Source organism: Streptomyces sp. SDT5-1 (assembly GCF_052245995.1).
Taxonomy (GTDB): domain Bacteria; phylum Actinomycetota; class Actinomycetes; order Streptomycetales; family Streptomycetaceae; genus Streptomyces.
In genome coordinates this window covers 6,381,172-6,397,349 of sequence record NZ_CM125963.1, presented here as the reverse complement: position 1 = coordinate 6,397,349, position 16,178 = coordinate 6,381,172, and the positions used below count along the sequence as shown (strand labels likewise).

15 protein-coding genes are annotated in these 16,178 nt (G+C 70.8%); 12 read left to right on the top strand and 3 right to left on the bottom strand.

Features of this window, described 5'->3' with window-relative positions:
• Window positions 1-3 precede the first annotated feature (3 nt).
• From ACTWJ8_RS29370 to ACTWJ8_RS29360, 3 genes are read left to right on the top strand one after another with little or no spacing between them, the layout of a single operon-like run.
• Window positions 4-3,024 (top strand): hypothetical protein, encoded by a 3,021-nt coding sequence (locus ACTWJ8_RS29370; RefSeq protein WP_443260703.1) that lies wholly within the window; start codon window positions 4-6, stop codon window positions 3,022-3,024.
• Entirely contained in the window at window positions 3,021-4,616 is a 1,596-nt protein-coding gene (locus ACTWJ8_RS29365; protein WP_443260702.1) for a hypothetical protein, read from the top strand. Before ACTWJ8_RS29370 ends, ACTWJ8_RS29365 begins: the two co-directional genes overlap by 4 nt.
• Window positions 4,613-5,608 carry a hypothetical protein gene (locus ACTWJ8_RS29360; protein WP_443260701.1) on the top strand — a complete coding sequence of 332 codons (996 nt, stop codon included), beginning with the start codon at window positions 4,613-4,615 and terminating at the stop codon, window positions 5,606-5,608. The genes ACTWJ8_RS29365 and ACTWJ8_RS29360 overlap by 4 nt, the downstream gene beginning before the upstream one ends.
• 43 nt (window positions 5,609-5,651) lie before the next feature.
• Here ACTWJ8_RS29360 and ACTWJ8_RS29355 read toward each other — a convergent pair whose 3' ends face one another.
• The gene (locus ACTWJ8_RS29355) at window positions 5,652-6,683 is read right to left on the bottom strand and encodes a M36 family metallopeptidase (protein ID WP_443260700.1); all 1,032 of its coding nucleotides are present in this window, start codon (window positions 6,681-6,683) and stop codon (window positions 5,652-5,654) included.
• A 127-nt stretch (window positions 6,684-6,810) separates the two neighbouring features.
• Between ACTWJ8_RS29355 and ACTWJ8_RS29350 the strand changes: the two genes are divergently transcribed.
• The 9 genes from ACTWJ8_RS29350 (at window position 6,811) to ACTWJ8_RS29310 (ending at window position 14,506) form a co-directional block, all read left to right on the top strand.
• Window positions 6,811-7,422 carry a GNAT family N-acetyltransferase gene (locus ACTWJ8_RS29350; RefSeq protein WP_443260699.1) on the top strand — a complete coding sequence of 204 codons (612 nt, stop codon included), beginning with the start codon at window positions 6,811-6,813 and terminating at the stop codon, window positions 7,420-7,422.
• A 332-nt stretch (window positions 7,423-7,754) separates the two neighbouring features.
• A complete protein-coding gene (locus tag ACTWJ8_RS29345; RefSeq protein ID WP_356378732.1) occupies window positions 7,755-9,452 on the top strand; it encodes a nitrite/sulfite reductase in 1,698 nt (565 codons plus the stop codon).
• Complete coding sequence (locus ACTWJ8_RS29340; protein ID WP_356378729.1) at window positions 9,449-9,628, top strand: hypothetical protein; 180 nt, start codon at window positions 9,449-9,451, stop codon at window positions 9,626-9,628. The genes ACTWJ8_RS29345 and ACTWJ8_RS29340 overlap by 4 nt, the downstream gene beginning before the upstream one ends.
• Entirely contained in the window at window positions 9,625-10,335 is a 711-nt protein-coding gene (locus ACTWJ8_RS29335) for a phosphoadenylyl-sulfate reductase (RefSeq protein ID WP_356378727.1), read from the top strand. The genes ACTWJ8_RS29340 and ACTWJ8_RS29335 overlap by 4 nt, the downstream gene beginning before the upstream one ends.
• A 5-nt stretch (window positions 10,336-10,340) precedes the next feature.
• The gene (cysC, locus tag ACTWJ8_RS29330) at window positions 10,341-10,907 is read left to right on the top strand and encodes an adenylyl-sulfate kinase (protein ID WP_356378724.1); all 567 of its coding nucleotides are present in this window, start codon (window positions 10,341-10,343) and stop codon (window positions 10,905-10,907) included.
• Window positions 10,904-11,851 carry a sulfate adenylyltransferase subunit CysD gene (cysD, locus tag ACTWJ8_RS29325; RefSeq protein ID WP_356378721.1) on the top strand — a complete coding sequence of 316 codons (948 nt, stop codon included), beginning with the start codon at window positions 10,904-10,906 and terminating at the stop codon, window positions 11,849-11,851. The genes cysC and cysD overlap by 4 nt, the downstream gene beginning before the upstream one ends.
• Before the next feature lie 2 nt (window positions 11,852-11,853).
• A complete protein-coding gene (locus ACTWJ8_RS29320) occupies window positions 11,854-13,203 on the top strand; it encodes a sulfate adenylyltransferase subunit 1 (protein ID WP_356378718.1) in 1,350 nt (449 codons plus the stop codon).
• Window positions 13,204-13,228: 25 nt separating this feature from the next.
• The gene (locus ACTWJ8_RS29315) at window positions 13,229-13,744 is read left to right on the top strand and encodes a hypothetical protein (RefSeq protein WP_443260698.1); all 516 of its coding nucleotides are present in this window, start codon (window positions 13,229-13,231) and stop codon (window positions 13,742-13,744) included.
• A 21-nt stretch (window positions 13,745-13,765) separates the two neighbouring features.
• Window positions 13,766-14,506, top strand: coding sequence for a sirohydrochlorin chelatase (locus ACTWJ8_RS29310; protein ID WP_443260697.1), 741 nt, complete (start codon window positions 13,766-13,768; stop codon window positions 14,504-14,506).
• 3 nt (window positions 14,507-14,509) lie between these two features.
• Here ACTWJ8_RS29310 and ACTWJ8_RS29305 read toward each other — a convergent pair whose 3' ends face one another.
• Window positions 14,510-15,094, bottom strand: a complete 585-nt coding sequence (locus tag ACTWJ8_RS29305; RefSeq protein ID WP_443260696.1) for a TIGR03086 family metal-binding protein — start codon at window positions 15,092-15,094, stop codon at window positions 14,510-14,512.
• A 56-nt stretch (window positions 15,095-15,150) separates the two neighbouring features.
• Window positions 15,151-16,167, bottom strand: a complete 1,017-nt coding sequence (locus ACTWJ8_RS29300) for a ketopantoate reductase family protein (protein WP_443260695.1) — start codon at window positions 16,165-16,167, stop codon at window positions 15,151-15,153.
• Window positions 16,168-16,178 lie beyond the last annotated feature (11 nt).

Below are 16,178 nucleotides of genomic sequence, written 5' to 3'. Positions count from 1 at the left end.
GCGATGGCGGGCGACGATCAGGAGCCCGTGTTCGACTTCATGGTGGTACGCCCACCGGACACGGTCGATCCACAGGTGCTCGGAGAGGCGTACATCCACGACGAGTTGTACGTCGCGGAGGGCGGTGCCGTCCGCCGCGTACCGCGCGATCTGCACACGGCCGGCAGCACCTCCGCGATCGGAAGGCTCGTGCACCAGCGGGTGATGTGCCCCGCGCCGGAAGCCGCGAAGGACGCCGAGCCGGTGCGGGTCGCCGAGCTCCTCGACGCCTCGCTGGCGCTGACCGTCCCGTGCGCCGGGCCGTGCGAGCAGGGCGGGTACTCGACGCACGGACCCGCTCGGCTCCCGCTCCCCTTCGAGCGACTGGAGGACTACACCGTCGTCGAGCGCGGATCGACGTTCCACCTGCTGCCCGACCGGCTGGAGCTGCTTCCCCAGGTCCCGCTGATCAGTGAACTGCCGCGCGTCATCGACCTGCTGGACGCGGTGAAGGACATCGGCGCGCTCGTCACCCGGCTGCAGAAGTTGCTCGGCGCCCCGCTCCCCCGCCCGGTGTTCACCACCGACGGCGGCCACACCCCGGAATTCGTCCGCGCCAAGCACGAACTGTTCGACGCGCTGTATCTGCTGTACGTGTGGCGGCGGGCGGTCGACGTGGACCTGGAGCCTCTCATCGACGGACTGCGCGCACTGCACGTCCTGGAGGCACTCGCGGTGGACGCGACGATCTCCGGCATCCGCATGCGGGGCACGCCGACGCCCGGTGAACAGGCGCTGCTCGCCTGCCTGGCGGAGCGCTGTCCCGGCCTGCGCGGCTGGCCGTTCAAGGGCGGCCCCGCCGGGTTCCCGCTGATCGCGGACGCGCAGGACCTCGCGCGATGGCGCCTCGCGGACCCGATCGTCCACCCCCTCTTCGGCTGTCTCTTCTACTATCGGCGCCCCTTCAACCCGATCCGTCCCCTGGGCATCGGCGAGCTGAAAGTGGTCAGGCAGTGGCTCGTCGCGTACCGCCCCGGCGAGATCTCGCACATCCACAACGTCCTGAAAGGCGAGACGAAGACACGGCAGCACAAGCGCACCGAGCACGCGGAGGACACCTTCTCGTTCGCGCAGACCAGTGGCGACGAGACCACCCGCGATGTGCAGACGACCACCCGCTACGAGGTGAAGAGCGAGGCGGAGGCGGTGGTCAAGAGCACGCTCGGCGTGAACGCCAACGCGAACGTCACGTACTCGAGCACCCCCGTGGTGGCCTCGCTCAGCGCGGGCTTCGCCTACAACCGCGCCTCCGACGACACGAAGAAGACCGCCCAGAACTTCGCCCGCGACGTCATCGACAAGGCGGTCAGCCGGGTCACCGAGCAGACCGTCGTGCAGCGCAGCACCGTCCGCCGCCTCGAGACCGAGGAGACCAACCTCCAGGTCTTCACGAACGTGAAGGGCCAGGCGCACGTGTCGGGCATGTACCGCTGGGTCGACAAGATCTACAAGGCGCAGGTCTTCAACTACGGCAAGCGCCTGATGTTCGAGTTCCTGATCCCGCAGCCCGCCGCCTACTGGGCCCAGTCCCGCGTCAGGGCGGCCGACGCGAAGCTCGCCGTCCCTCAGCCGCCCCCGCTGCCCGAGTACGAGGTGCCGCACATTCCGTACGAGCAGCATGCGATCGACGCGGCCGCGTACGAGAAGCTGCGGGCCGACTACGACCTGGAGGATCATCCCGTCCCGGTCGAGCAGAAGACCGTGGCCCTGCGCCAACTCGTCACCAACGAAAGGTTCTTCAAGGAGAAGGATCTCGACGAGCTGGACCACGTGGCGGTCCACGAATGCCGCGGTGACGGCATCGCGGGGTATCGGGCGGAACGGGTGGACTTCCTCGGCAAGGGCGAGTTCTGGCACCAGAAGCCGGACAACCGCGTCGTCGTGGAGATCGCCGATCGGCTCGTCTGGGAGGACACCCGCCCCGGCTCGTACATCTGGGCCTTCACCTCGCGCGAAGCTCCGTTCGAGGACCTCGTGCTCCCCTCCGACGAGACAACGCTCCGTCTGACCTTCACCGAGAAGATCCACTGGTACACGGTCTCGGCGGTCCTCCACCTGCGGCTCACGAACGAACGGCGCCTGAAGTGGCAGGCCGACGTGTACCGCGTGGTGAAGCGGGCGGAGGAGAAGAAGACGGCCGCCGTCAACGAGGCACGCAAGGCGGAGTACGAGCGCAGGCTCGCCCAGTACCACGACAGGATCGCCGAGTTGAAGGCGACGTCCGTCGCCGAGGCGCTGGCGGGCACCTCGGACGCGGCCAACAAGGCCGTCATGGACGAGGAGATCAAGAAGCACTGCCTCACCCTGATCACCAAGGAGTTCGACAGCGACGACACGGACGACGTGCTGCCCCTGCCGCTCGCCCTCGCGACCCGCAAGGTGAAGCCCGTCACCACGCGCTTCGAGGTGACCGAGACGATCGATCCCAAGGCAAAGGTGCCGGTGCCGCCGACCACGGCCGGGTACGCGACGAAACAGGAGGAGGCGGAGAGCGACTGGCCGGCCATCGATCTCAAGGCGTCGCGGGAGAAGGGCAGGCTCGTCCAGTTCCTGGAGCAGGCCTTCGAGTGGCAGCACCTTTCGTACCTCTTCTACCCGTACTTCTGGGCCGAACAGCCGCGCTGGCTCGATCTGATGGATCGCCAGGACGACACGGATCCGAACTTCACGGCCTTCCTCCGAGCGGGCATGGCCCGCGTCCTCGTGGCCGTCACACCGGGCTACCGCCGAGCCGTGTGCTGCTACCTGGCGAGCCGCCAGCCGTGGCGGGGCGGCAGGACCCCGGTCATCGGCGATCCGCTGTTCGTCCCGCTCCACCATGAGCTGCGCGAGCAGACCGACGACCGGCTCGGCGGCAAACCCGACGGGGAGCCGTGGACGTTCGTGGTGCCCACGACGCTGGTGTACCTGCACCACAGCGGGGACCGGCTCCCGGATCTCAAGGCCGAGCGTGCGGAGCGGGAACCCGGGGAGACCGACGCGTGAGCGTGCACATCGTCCTCGACCCGGGGGTGCCGGTGCGGCCGCCCATGGTGGGCCCCGAACCCGATCCGCGCTCGCCCGGCTTCCGCGACCTGGAGGAGAAGGCGGTCGCCGAGTTCCGCCGCCTGGCGGCGAGCTACCTCGCGGCACGCGGCCGCCGCCCCGTCGTGACGCTTCCCGGAAGCCCCGCGATCCGCCTGGACGGAAGCCTGTTCGGGCGGCTGGCCCTCGCGTATGCCGCCGACGGCTGGACCGGTGTCGAGGAGATCCGCGACAACCTCTTGGACCTGCTGAAGAGCGGCGCCGCGAAGGGCCCGGACGGTGCGTTCTTCGCGACGGCCCGCGATCTGCTGCGTCTGCTCGTCGAGCGCACGCTCATCGACCTGGAGACCCGGGCCGCGGAACTCGCCGGGGCGGCGCTGAAGGCGAGCGGCGAGGCGCTCGACCGGGGCAAGAAGCAGCTCCGGTTCCACACGGACACCTACGAGCGGGTCGGACAGCGCGCAGACGACCTGAACACGGACCCGGTGGTCGTGCACCGCGTCGACAATCACGAGCTGTGCGGCCGACTGCACGCCCAGCTCGTCAAGGTGGCCCGCGAGTTCGTGGCCGTGGCCGCCTTCCAACGGCACCTCGACGTGGTCCGGGATCCGGCGGGAAGGGAGGCGGACGATCTCCGGGCGAGCGTCGAGGCGTACGCGGGCCGGGCCGGCCGGCTGATGAAGGCCCCGCTGTTCACCAAGGAGTGTCCGCTCGGCCTGCTCGGGATCCGCCTGGTCGACATCGATACGACGCAGGAGACGTTCGAGCACCGGCTCGCACAGGTCCTCGCCCTGCTGACAACGTCGGTGACCGCCGCACGCAAGTACACCCTGGGCGCCCGCGCCCCGGGGGTCATCGGCCCCGGCGCGGCCCCGACGCGGGTGGGCAAGGACCCCACACCGTACGATTTCACGCCTGCCCCGGAGCTGCGCCTGCTGACCGCGGCCGCCGCCGGCGTCGAGAAGGACCCGGCCTGGTTGCCGCTGCTCCACGAGGAGACGTGGGACCGGATGCTGGACGAACCGGGCCTCGTGCAGGGCGCGTTCGGGTACGTCGTGGCGTCGCGTTACCGGCTCGCGCTCCTGGAGCGGAAGAAGGCGGACGAGGCGGAGGCGGCCTCGAAGCGGACGTTCTGGCGGTTCGTGGAGATCGTCGCGGCGGGTCTGTCGATCGCCGCGCTGTTGCTCTTCCCGTGGGGCGCGGTGCCGCTGCTCGCCCTGGTGGAGAGCGGTCTGGCCGCGGGAGCCGCCGCCGCGGCCCTGGTGGTGGGGGCCCACCAGATCGGCGAACTGTACGCCCAAGTGGCGCTCTCCGAGCGCCTGCTGGTCTCCCGACTGATGGTGGGCGGTGCCGCGGCGCAGGGAGCCGAAGTCCTGTCGCGGCTCGGCGCCGTCGCCCAGTTCCGGCTGACCGTGTACGGCGAGGCCCTGAAGGGCGTCAGCCTCGTCGTCCTCGGTGAGCTGGTGGGGATGCGCCTCGCGGCCGCCCGGTACGCCGTGCGCGGATACGGCTACGCGCAGGACCTTCGGACGCTGCTCGGGCCCGCGCGATGAGCGGCGGCGAGCTCCCCAAGGTCGCTCCGGGCCTGGTGACGGTGGCGGACGTCCTGGAGCACTCGCTGGCGGCGAAGGCGAAGGCCGTCACCGACCTGGGTCTGTCCCTGCCACCCGCTCACGCGCCGACCCACCCCCTCGACGCGCTGCGGCGTCTGATCGGGGTCGTGGAGGACGCGGCGCACGAACTGGCCGAACTCGTCTCCGCGCGCGGCTCGTTGGTCGACGTCCTGGCGAAGCTGGAGATCGACCCGAAGAAGTTCGGTCGCGAGAGCCTGGAGGAGGTCGTGACGCTCATGGAGCGCTGGGCGCGCGACGCCGCCTCCCGCGTCACCGAGTACACGAGCGTCGAACTCGCCGACAAGGGCCGCAAGGAAGCCTTCGTCGGATATCTCGTGCAGCATCTGCTCCTCACGGACAAGGAGATCAGCGCAGCCCTGGACGCGGCAGGCGCCGTGGGGGCCTGGGCGGTGCACGACCTGATGGCCAAGGGGAAGGCGAGACTCAAGAGCGCCGCGGGCATCTGGGAGGACCTGCCGTCGGGCGAGCTGGCCGCGCCCCGCCGCGGCGAGAACGTGGAGTTCTGGACGGGCACCGCGTGGGAGGCCGCCACGGACGCGATCTGGTACAGCGCCTTCACCACGCACGCACAGCCCGCGGTGCGCAGGGGCGTCTACTGGTCGCAGCGACTTGAGATCAAGAAGGGGCATGTCGACACGAAGCAGTTCCGTGTCTTCGACGAACGGGTCGCCGCGGCCGAGAAGGTCCGCTGGCGCGACAGCATCACCGGCGAGACCGTCGAGGTGACGCGCGAGCGCCTCTACGTGAACGAGGCCCCGGAAGCCCGGACCTTGATGGTGGGCAAACTCCCCGAGCGGTACAAGAACCAGGAAATCGATCTCGCCAAGACCCGGACGCACGGCGACTACATCCGCTTCAACGGCCGTCTGGACCTGCCCGAGGTCACCAAGCTCTACGACATCCTCGAGTAGGCGAGCGGGCGACACCCTCGTGCTCCGGGGCCGCCCGAGCGACTCACACCCCCGGAATCCCTCGGTCCGCGAAGGCCTTGCGGACCGAGGACTCCGCTCCGGCCCCGTACATCTGCCGCGCCGTCGCGATCGTCGACTTCGCCGCCGCCTCGAAGCTGGTGTCGGGGGCGAAGGAGAACTGGGCGTTCACGATGATGCGGTCGGCGGTGCGGGCGCCGAGGGCGCGGCGGATGTCATACAGGGCGCGGGACCAGATTTCGCCGTCGGCGTGCACCTCGCCCACCCGGTCCGCGTACGTCTTGTCGGTGTCGATGCGGCGCAGGCAGTGCGGCGTCGACGAGGTGTACGAGACGGAGTCCCAGTCGGCGACGCAGGCGAGGTCCGTCTTGCGCGGCCAGCCGTAGCGGGCGTCGGCCGCGGCGCCGACCTCGACCGCGAGGTAGTCGCCGAACGCCTCGCCGATCGAGCCGGCTTCCAGGGACGTACCGAAGCCGGGGACCTGCGCGTTGTGCACCGCGTGCCCGTACTCGTGGACGACGACCTCGGCGTCCTCCGCGTCGTCGACGCCGCCCTTGCCGAAGCGGATCTCGGCCTTCTTGTCGGTGAAGAAGGAGTTGTCGGCGCCCCACTGGTTGATGCGGACGGGCTGGGCGCGGTCGTTGGCGCCGGGCAGTTCGGTGCCGAAGCCGAGGGACTGCAGGTACTCCTGCGCCTCGTTGACCCAGAAGTACGCCATGACCTGCTCGAACTGGTCGTCGTGGCGGGTGTACGTCCCGGCGTCCGCGACCTTCGCGGCGGCGCCGGTCTCGGATCTCACGGTGGCCCACTTTCCGGACAGACCCCCGCTGCCGTCGAGATTGCGCAGGGCGGCGGTGGCGTACTGGGCGCTCGGGACCGCCGTGGCGGAGTCCTTGGCGTCGGTGAGGGACTGGTCACCGGACGACTGGACCGGGTTGACCATGAAGACCCTGGCCTGCGCGGATCCCGGCGCGGCGAGGGCGGGTGCGGCGAGCGTGGCGAGGGCGACGGTGAGGGTGGCCGCGGCGAGAGCACCACGAGCGAAGCGACGTGACATCGGTACAACCTCCGGTAGGGCTGGTACGGATGGCGCAGAGGGGGGTGGCGCTGTTGCGCGCTGCGGGATCTTCCCGCATTGCGGGCAGCCTTGGCCATAGCGCGTCGGGCGTGATCCGATGAGCCGCATGAGCAGCAGCAACACCATCACCGTCACCACGTGGTCGCTCGAGCAGACCTCGCCCGCCGATCTGCGCCCCGCGACCCCGCCGGAGGGCGACGACGTCCGGATCGTGCGCGCCGAGGTGCCCTCGCCGGAGTTCAGCCGGTTCCTGTACGCGTCCGTGGGCGGCGACATCCGCTGGATCGACCGGCTCGGCTGGAGCTACGCGCAGTGGCAGGAGCAGCTGTCGCGTCCGGGTGCCGAGACCTGGGTCGCGTACGACAAGGGGACGCCCGCCGGGTACGTGGAGCTGGACGCGCAGGACGACGGTGTGGTGGAGGTCGTCTACTTCGGCCTGATCCCGGCGTTCCGCGGGCGCCGGATCGGCGGGCATCTGCTGTCGTACGCCGTCGCGCGGGCCTGGGACCTGGCCGAGCGGTGGCCCGACCGGGAGCCGACGCGGCGGGTGTGGCTGCACACGTGCAGCAAGGACGGCGAGCACGCGATGGCGAACTACGAGCGGCGCGGCTTCAAGGTGTTCCGCACGACGTCCGAGGAGGAGCCGGACGTTCCGACTCCGGGCCCGTGGCCCGGCGCCTTCCCGGCCACCTCCGCGGACACCTTCCCGGCCGCCTGAAGCGCCCCACCTGCCCCGTTCAGTCCCTTTTCACCGCTGTGACCGACACCACTGTAGTCCGCGATTCGAGACGATCTCGTCCAGATTGCGGACGATGGTGGACCGGGCCCAAAGTCCCGTGACACGCTTTCGTCATGTCTACAGCTGGAACCGCCTTGGTGAGTCGACGTCACGTCGACTTCGGCCGCATGTCCAGCGCCATCTGTCCGGCGCGCTGATCTCTCCAGCACCGCCGATTCCTCGTTACACCTGATCCACTGCGCACCGCCGCGCCCTCTGCGCGAAGTGTGCAGGTCAGAGCCGCCCAAAGCCTGCCTGAAGGACACATCTCCATGGCTGCCACCCCGGATACGCCTACCCCCGCCACGCCCCGCCGCAAGGTGAGCCGTCACCGTGGCGAGGGCCAGTGGGCCGTGGGTCACTTCACTCCGCTCAACGGCAACGAGCAGTTCAAGAAGGACGACGACGGTCTCAATGTACGGACACGTATTGAGACGATCTACTCCAAGCGCGGTTTCGACTCCATCGACCCCCAGGACCTGCGCGGACGCATGCGCTGGTGGGGGCTCTACACCCAGCGCAAGCCCGGCATCGACGGCGGCAAGACGGCCGTCCTGGAGCCGGAGGAGCTGGACGACGAGTACTTCATGCTGCGCGTGCGCGTGGACGGCGGCCGGCTGACCGTCGCCCAGCTGCGCGCCATCGGCGAGGTCTCCGAGCAGTACGCCCGGGGCACCGCCGACATCACCGACCGGCAGAACATCCAGCTGCACTGGATCCGCATCGAGGACGTCCCCGCCATCTGGGAGAAGCTGGAGGCCGTGGGCCTGTCCACGACCGAGGCGTGCGGCGACTGCCCCCGAGTGATCATCGGATCCCCGGTGGCCGGGATCGCCGCCGACGAGATCATCGACGGCACCCCCGCCGTCGACGAGATCCACGAGCGGTACATCGGCAGCAAGGAGTTCTCCAACCTGCCGCGCAAGTTCAAGACCGCGGTCTCGGGCTCCCCTGTCCAGGATGTGGTCCACGAGATCAACGACGTGGCGTTCGTCGGTGTCGAGCACCCCGAGCACGGCCCCGGCTTCGACCTCTGGGTCGGCGGCGGCCTGTCCACCAACCCGAAGCTGGCGCAGCGCGTCGGCGCGTGGGTGCCGCTCGACGAGGTCGCCGACGTGTGGGCCGGCGTCGTCGGCATCTTCCGCGACTACGGCTACCGCCGGCTGCGCAACAGGGCCCGCCTGAAGTTCCTGGTCGCCGACTGGGGCATCGAGAAGTTCCGCCAGATCCTGGAGGACGAGTACCTCAAGCGGAAGCTGGTCGACGGCCCGGCGCCCGCGGAGCCCTCGCAGAAGTGGCGCGACCACATCGGCGTCCACCGGCAGCGGGACGGCCGCTTCTACGTCGGGTTCGCGCCGCGCGTCGGCCGGGTCGACGGCACCACGCTCACGAAGATCGCCGAACTGGCCGGGGAGCACGGCTCGGACCGGCTGCGCACCACCGTCGAGCAGAAGATGATCATCCTTGACGTCGCCGAGGACCAGGTCGACTCGCTCGTCGCCGGCCTGGAGGCGCTCGACTTCCAGGTGAAGCCCTCGCCGTTCCGGCGCGGCACGATGGCCTGCACCGGCATCGAGTTCTGCAAGCTCGCCATCGTCGAGACGAAGCAGCGCGGCTCGCAGCTCATCGACGAACTGGAGCGCCGCCTCCCGGAGTTCGACGAGCCGCTCACCATCAACCTGAACGGCTGCCCGAACGCCTGCGCCCGTATCCAGGTCGCGGACATCGGCCTCAAGGGCCAGCTCGTCCTCGACCAGGACGGCAACCAGGTCGAGGGCTACCAGGTGCACCTCGGCGGCGCCCTCGGCCTCGACGCGGGCTTCGGCCGCAAGGTCCGCGGCCTGAAGGTCACCTCGGCCGAACTGCCCGACTACATCGAGCGCGTCCTCAAGAACTACGAGGCCGAACGCGAGGACGGCGAACGCTTCGCGACCTGGGCGGCCCGCGCGAGTGCGGAGGCCCTGTCGTGAGTGAGCGTGCCGCGCCGTTCTTCTGCCCCTACTGCGGCGACGAGGACCTCAGGCCCGGCGAGGAGGGGCACGGCGCCTGGGAGTGCGGGGCCTGCAACCGAGCGTTCACGCTCCGGTTCCGCGGGCTCCTGACCAAGGGACTTCAGCGCAACGACGGTGGAGGGGAACGGATATGACGACGACTCAGGCCCCCACGGACACGGAAGAGTTGAAGGCGCTCGCCGAGCAGGCCGGGCGCGACCTGGAGGACGCCTCGCCGCTGGAGATCCTCCAGTGGGCGACGGACACCTTCGGCAAGAAGTTCTGCGTGACCTCGTCCATGGAGGACGCGGTCGTCGCCCACCTCGCCTCCCGCGCGATGCCGGGTGTGGACGTCGTCTTCCTCGACACCGGCTACCACTTCGAGGAGACGATCGGCACCCGGGACGCCGTCGCGGCCGTGATGGACGTCAACGTCATCACGCTCACCCCGCGGCAGACGGTCGCCGAGCAGGACGCCGAGTTCGGCCCGAGGCTGCACGACCGCGACCCCGACCTGTGCTGCGCGATGCGCAAGGTGAAGCCCCTCGAGGAAGGGCTCGCCGGATACGCCGCGTGGGCCACGGGCCTGCGCCGCGACGAGTCCCCGACCCGCGCGAACACCCCGGTCGTCGGCTGGGACGAGAAGCGGCAGAAGGTCAAGGTCTCGCCGATCGCCCGCTGGACGCAGGACGACGTCGACGCCTACGTCGCCGAGCACGGCGTGCTCACGAACCCGCTCCTCATGGACGGCTACGGCTCCGTGGGCTGCGCCCCGTGCACCCGCCGCCTCCTGGAGGGCGAGGACGCGCGCGCCGGACGCTGGGCGGGCCGGGCCAAGACCGAGTGCGGACTGCACGGCTGACCGCCATGAACGAACCACGGACTTTGGAGAACCAAGTGACCGGAGCCACGATCTGGCTCACGGGTCTGCCGTCCGCCGGCAAGACCACCATCGCGTACGAGCTGGCGAACACGCTGCGCGCCGAGGGACGCAAGGTCGAGGTGCTCGACGGCGACGAGATCCGCGAGTACCTCTCGGCGGGCCTCGGCTTCAGCCGCGAGGACCGGCACACGAACGTGCAGCGCATCGGCTACCTCGCCGAACTCCTGGCCCGCAACGGCGTCCTGGCCCTCGTGCCGGTCATCGCGCCGTACGCCGACAGCCGCGAGGCCGTCCGCAAGCGCCACCAGGCAGGCGGCACCGGCTACCTGGAGGTGCACGTCGCCACGCCCGTGGAGGTGTGCTCCGAGCGCGATGTGAAGGGCCTGTACGCCAAGCAGGCGGCCGGCGAACTGTCCGGCCTGACCGGCGTCGACGACCCGTACGAGGCGCCCGAATCGCCCGACCTGCGCATCGAGTCGCAGAACCAGACCGTGCAGGAGTCCGCGGCAGCGCTCCGCGCGCTGCTCACCGAGAGGGGTCTCGCCGCATGACGACCGTAGCTTCTTCCGTCTCCGAGGGCGCCGAGGAGACCGACAGCCCGTACGCGCTGAGCCACCTGGACGCCCTGGAGTCCGAGGCGGTGCACATCTTCCGCGAGGTCGCGGGCGAGTTCGAGCGGCCGGTGATCCTCTTCTCCGGCGGCAAGGACTCCATCGTCATGCTGCACCTCGCGCTGAAGGCCTTCGCCCCCGCGGCGATCCCCTTCTCCCTGCTGCACGTCGACACGGGGCACAACTTCCCCGAGGTCATCGACTACCGCGACCGCACGGTGGAGAAACACGGCCTGCGCCTGCACGTCGCGTCGGTGCAGGAGTACATCGACGCGGGCAAGCTCAAGGAGCGCCCGGACGGGACCCGCAACCCGCTCCAGACGGTGCCGCTCACCGAGAAGATCCAGCAGGAGCGTTTCGACGCGGTCTTCGGCGGCGGGCGTCGCGACGAGGAGAAGGCCCGCGCCAAGGAGCGCGTCTTCTCCCTGCGCGACGAGTTCTCGCAGTGGGACCCGCGCCGCCAGCGCCCCGAGCTGTGGCAGCTCTACAACGGCCGCCACGCCCCCGGTGAGCACGTCCGGGTCTTCCCGCTCTCCAACTGGACCGAGCTGGACGTGTGGCAGTACATCGCCCGCGAGAACATCGAACTGCCGGAGATCTACTACGCGCACGAGCGCCCGGTCTTCAAGCGCAGCGGCATGTGGCTGACCGCCGGCGAGTGGGGCGGCCCGAAGGACGGCGAGACGGTCGAGACGCGGCAGGTCCGCTACCGCACCGTCGGCGACATGTCGTGCACCGGCGCCGTCGACTCGGACGCCACGACCATCGACAAGGTCATCGCCGAGATCGCCGTGTCCCGGCTCACCGAGCGGGGCGCCACCCGCGCCGACGACAAGATGTCCGAGGCCGCCATGGAAGACCGCAAGCGCGAAGGGTACTTCTAGAGATGAGCACCACCACGAACGCCGCCGAGGAGCTGGCCGGGCTTTCGGCGACGACCCTGCTGCGGTTCGCCACGGCCGGTTCGGTCGACGACGGCAAGTCCACGCTGGTCGGCCGCCTGCTGCACGACTCCAAGTCGGTCCTCACCGACCAGCTGGAGGCCGTCGAGCTGGCATCCAGGTCGCGCGGCGCCGCCGAGCCGGACCTCGCGCTGCTCACGGACGGCCTGCGCGCCGAGCGCGAGCAGGGCATCACCATCGACGTCGCGTACCGCTACTTCGCGACCCCGCGCCGCCGCTTCATCCTCGCGGACACGCCGGGGCACGTGCAGTACACGCGGAACATGGTGACCGGCGCCTCGACCGCCGACCTCGCGGTGGTCCTCGTCGACGCCCGCAACGGCGTGATCGAGCAGACCCGCAGGCACGCCGCGGTGGCCGCGCTGCTTCGCGTCCCGCACGTCGTCCTCGCCGTGAACAAGATGGACCTCGTCGACTACGACGAGAAGGTCTTCGCGGCGATCGCCGAGGAGTTCACCGCGTACGCCGGGAAGCTGGGCGTCCCGGAGATCACCGCCATCCCGATCTCGGCGCTCGCGGGCGACAACGTCGTGGAGCCGTCCGCGAACATGGACTGGTACGGCGGCCCGACGGTCCTCGAGCACCTGGAGACGGTCCCGGTCAGCCACGACCTCACCGGCTGCCACGCCCGGCTGCCCGTGCAGTACGTGATCCGCCCGCAGACCGCCGAGCACCCGGACTACCGGGGCTACGCGGGGCAGATCGCGGCCGGCACGTTCCGCGTCGGCGAGTCCGTCACCGTGCTGCCCTCCGGCAGGACGTCGAAGATCGTCGGCATCGACCTGCTCGGCACGTCGGTCGACGTGGCGTGGACGCCGCAGTCGGTCACCCTCCTCCTGGAGGACGACATCGACATCTCGCGCGGCGACCTGATCGTGCCGAGCCACGACGCGCCCGCCACGTCGCAGGACATCACGGCGACGGTGTGCCACGTCGCGGACACCCCGCTCACCGTGGGCCAGCGCGTGCTGCTCAAGCACACCACGCGCACGGTCAAGGCGATCGTCAAGGAGATCCCGTCGCGGCTCACCCTCGACGACCTCTCCCAGCACCCGGAGCCGGGTCAGCTGGTCGCCAACGACATCGGCCGGGTCAAGGTGCGCATCTCCGAGGCGCTCGCCATCGACTCGTACGCGGACTCCCGCCGCACGGGCTCGTTCCTCCTGATCGACCCGTCGGACGGCACGACGCTGGCCGCGGGCATGGCGGGCGAGTCCTTCGCTTCGGCTGAGGACCCCAAGTCGCTGGTGGACGAGGAGGGTTGGGACTTCTGAGTCCCGGACCGGCATGAGGGCGAGCGTGGTGGCCGCGACCTGGCAGGAGACGTTCCCGGACCTGCTCCGGACGAGCGTCTCGTACGGGCTGCTCGGCTTCCTGCTCGCCCTTGCGGCCGGCACGCTGCTCGGGTGCGCCCTGGCACGCGTGCCGGGGGTCCGGTCGGTGGCGGCCCCCGTCCTGTCAGCCCTTGGGTGGCTGCCTGCGGTGGTCTGGGTCCCGGCCGCGGTCCTCTGCCTCGGCCTGAGCGCCCCGGTGATGTACGCCGTGCTGCTGCTCGGCGCGGGCCCACCGATCGCCCGGGCCGTCGCCGCACCGGAACCCGGCTGCCTGGCAGGCGTCAAACAAGGCTGGGCGTTCACCTGGCGGGCACTGCTCGCGGCCCAGCTGATCGCCTCCGCGATGCCGGATGCCACGTCGGCCGTCCCTGCGGTCGTGCTCACCGCCCTTCTCGTCCCGACCCTCGGAATCGCCGTCGACCTGTTGATCCTCACCCCGCTGGAGCGGCGCACGCAGCGCGGACTCCTCGTCAAGCACTGAGCGACAAGAACTGAGCGACCGATGAGCCACTCCCCCGTCCTCCTCGTGATAGCCCACGGCAGCCGCGACCCGCGCCATGCCGCGACCGTGCACGCCCTCGTGGGCGAGGTGCGGGCGCAGCACCCGGGCGTACGGGTGGAGACGGCGTTTCTCGACTTCAACGTCCCCTCGGTGCACGGGATGCTGACGTCGCTCGCGGCGGAGGGCGTCCGCGACGTGATCGCCCTCCCGCTCCTGCTGACCCGAGCGTTCCACGCGAAGGCGGACATCCCGGCGGTGCTGCGCGAGGCACCGCCCGGACTGCGGATCCGCCAGGCGGACGTCCTTGGCCCCGACCCGCTCCTGGTCACGGCCCTCGAACGCCGCCTGTACGAGGCGGGGCTCACCCCCGCCGACAAGCCCACGACCGGGGTCGTCCTGGCCTCGGCGGGCTCATCCGACCCGGAGGCGATCGCAGTGATCGCTGAAATCGCGCGGGAGTGGCGGCACACCGGTTGGTGCGCCGTGCGGCCTGCGTTCGCCTCCGCATCCCTTCCCCGCACGGAGGACGCGGTCCGCGAACTCCGCGCCCTCGGCTGCTCCCGCGTCGCGGTGGCCCCCTACGTCCTGGCCCCCGGCCGCCTCCCCGACCGCATCGCGAAGGGCGCGTCCGACGCGGACGTCCTCGCGAACGTCCTGGGCGCGGCCCCCGAGGTGGCCCGAGTACTGATGAACCGTTACGAAGTGGCTTGCGTACGGGAGTTGGTGGCGGTCGGCGCGTGAGCGTCAGCGCGGGTCGCGGCCGCTGAGGGCGAGGGCCTTCGCGTACGTCGAGGCGTCGGCCCCCACGGGGACCGGTGCGGCGAAGCCCTCGTACTGGCGGTAGAGCTCGGCGTTCGCCTCGACGACCTGGAGCAGCAGCGCCGCCGCGCCGTCCGACACGGCGAACTCCTGGCCCGTGGCGTGGGCGACGTCCCAGCCGTGGAGGACGAGTTCGGCCCAGAGGAGGGCGGCGACCTCGGGGGCGGGCTGCTGGGCGAAGCCGAGGTCGATGTCGCCGTCCCAGACCGCCGGGTCGGACCAGGCGGCGACCGCCCGGTCGAGGTCGGCGGCGTACGTCGACGCCCAGTCCTCCTCGGTCGTGAGGTCGCGCGCGGTCAATTCCTCGGGCAGTCGGGTGCGCAGCGCCCGGTGTTCCATGCCGTGCGAGGTGTACACGGTCCAGTGGTTGACCAGGGTCCGTACGTCCCAGTCGCCGCAGCCCGAGGCCGCGTCGAGCCGGTCGGGCTTGACGCCCGCGGCGACGCGCGCGGCCTCGGCGGCGCTCTCGACGAGGTACGGATACACGGTGTCCTTGCGGAGTTCGTTCATGCCGCCGACGCTACGGCGGCCCGCACCCGCGCCTCTTGAACAAACGCGACAGCGGGCTACCGAGGCGTCGTGCGCGCGTCCACCGCCGCCACCAGGTCCGTCACGCTCGTCGCTCCCGCCGGGCGGCCCTCGCGTGCCGCCTCGTTCGCGAGTTCCTGGAGGACGTCGTTGACCGGGGTCGGGACGCCGTGGAGGCGGCCGAGGAGGGCGATCTCGCCGTTGAGGTAGTCCGCCTCGATGGAGCCCGCGCCGCGCTGGAGCGATTGCCAGGACGAGCCGCCGCCGCGCGGGGTGCCGTCGAGCGGGTCGAAGGCGACCTTGTCCTGCCGGGTCCGCTTCTCCTCGTCCTGCGAGGTGTGGTCGATGCCGGCGGCGGCGAGGACGGCCTCGCCCTCCGCGCGGGCGCGGGCGACGAGCGCGAAGGCCGCGTCGTCGGCGAGCACCCCGGAGACCGCCTCGATCGAATTCGCCAGGTTGGCAAGGAGTTTGGCGTACTTCCAGCGCATCACGTCGTCGACGACGGGCGCCTCCAGGAGGCCCTTCTCCAGGTCCCCGGAGATCGCCCGCGCGGTCTCGTCGCTGCCTTGCGGGTACCGGCCGATGTGCAGCATCCCGGAGAGCGGGGCGCACGGGGCGCGGACCACGCCGGGCTCGACGAACGTGGCGGGCAGCCAGACGCACATGCCGTAGACGCGCTGGAAGGTGCGCAGGGCGATCCGCTCGCTCTCCACTCCGTTCTGCGCGCAGACGAGGGGCAGCCGCTGCGCCGCCGTGCCGCCGCCCTCGACGGGGCGCGGCCCCCACGCGGCGAGCGCGGCGGCACTGTCCTGGGTCTTCACGGCGAGGATCAGCACGTCGTCGGCGCGCAGCACGCCGAGCGGCTCGGGTCCTTCGACGACGGGGAGTCGGTGGACGTGCGGGCCGTCGGGCGTCTCCAGGCGGAGGCCGTTGTCGCGCAGTGCCGCGTACTGGCGGCCGCGCGCGACGAGCACGACGTCATCGTGCCCGGCCTGTGCGAGGCGTCCGCCGATGACGCCGCCGACCGCTCCTGCTCCGATGATGATGTAGCGCATGAGCCGACCTT

Excerpts from the sequence above, each read along its gene's own strand:
- ACTWJ8_RS29370 (WP_443260703.1), top strand. The coding sequence starts at position 4 with ATGGCGGGCGACGATCAGGAGCCCGTGTTCGACTTCATGGTGGTACGC.
- ACTWJ8_RS29355 (WP_443260700.1), bottom strand. The coding sequence starts at position 6,683 with ATGTCACGTCGCTTCGCTCGTGGTGCTCTCGCCGCGGCCACCCTCACC.
- ACTWJ8_RS29345 (WP_356378732.1), top strand. The coding sequence starts at position 7,755 with ATGGCTGCCACCCCGGATACGCCTACCCCCGCCACGCCCCGCCGCAAG.
- ACTWJ8_RS29335 (WP_356378727.1), top strand. The coding sequence starts at position 9,625 with ATGACGACGACTCAGGCCCCCACGGACACGGAAGAGTTGAAGGCGCTC.
- cysD (WP_356378721.1), top strand. The coding sequence starts at position 10,904 with ATGACGACCGTAGCTTCTTCCGTCTCCGAGGGCGCCGAGGAGACCGAC.
- ACTWJ8_RS29310 (WP_443260697.1), top strand. The coding sequence starts at position 13,766 with ATGAGCCACTCCCCCGTCCTCCTCGTGATAGCCCACGGCAGCCGCGAC.
- ACTWJ8_RS29360 (WP_443260701.1), top strand. The coding sequence starts at position 4,613 with ATGAGCGGCGGCGAGCTCCCCAAGGTCGCTCCGGGCCTGGTGACGGTG.
- ACTWJ8_RS29320 (WP_356378718.1), top strand. The coding sequence starts at position 11,854 with ATGAGCACCACCACGAACGCCGCCGAGGAGCTGGCCGGGCTTTCGGCG.
- cysC (WP_356378724.1), top strand. The coding sequence starts at position 10,341 with ATGAACGAACCACGGACTTTGGAGAACCAAGTGACCGGAGCCACGATC.
- ACTWJ8_RS29300 (WP_443260695.1), bottom strand. The coding sequence starts at position 16,167 with ATGCGCTACATCATCATCGGAGCAGGAGCGGTCGGCGGCGTCATCGGC.
- ACTWJ8_RS29350 (WP_443260699.1), top strand. The coding sequence starts at position 6,811 with ATGAGCAGCAGCAACACCATCACCGTCACCACGTGGTCGCTCGAGCAG.
- ACTWJ8_RS29305 (WP_443260696.1), bottom strand. The coding sequence starts at position 15,094 with ATGAACGAACTCCGCAAGGACACCGTGTATCCGTACCTCGTCGAGAGC.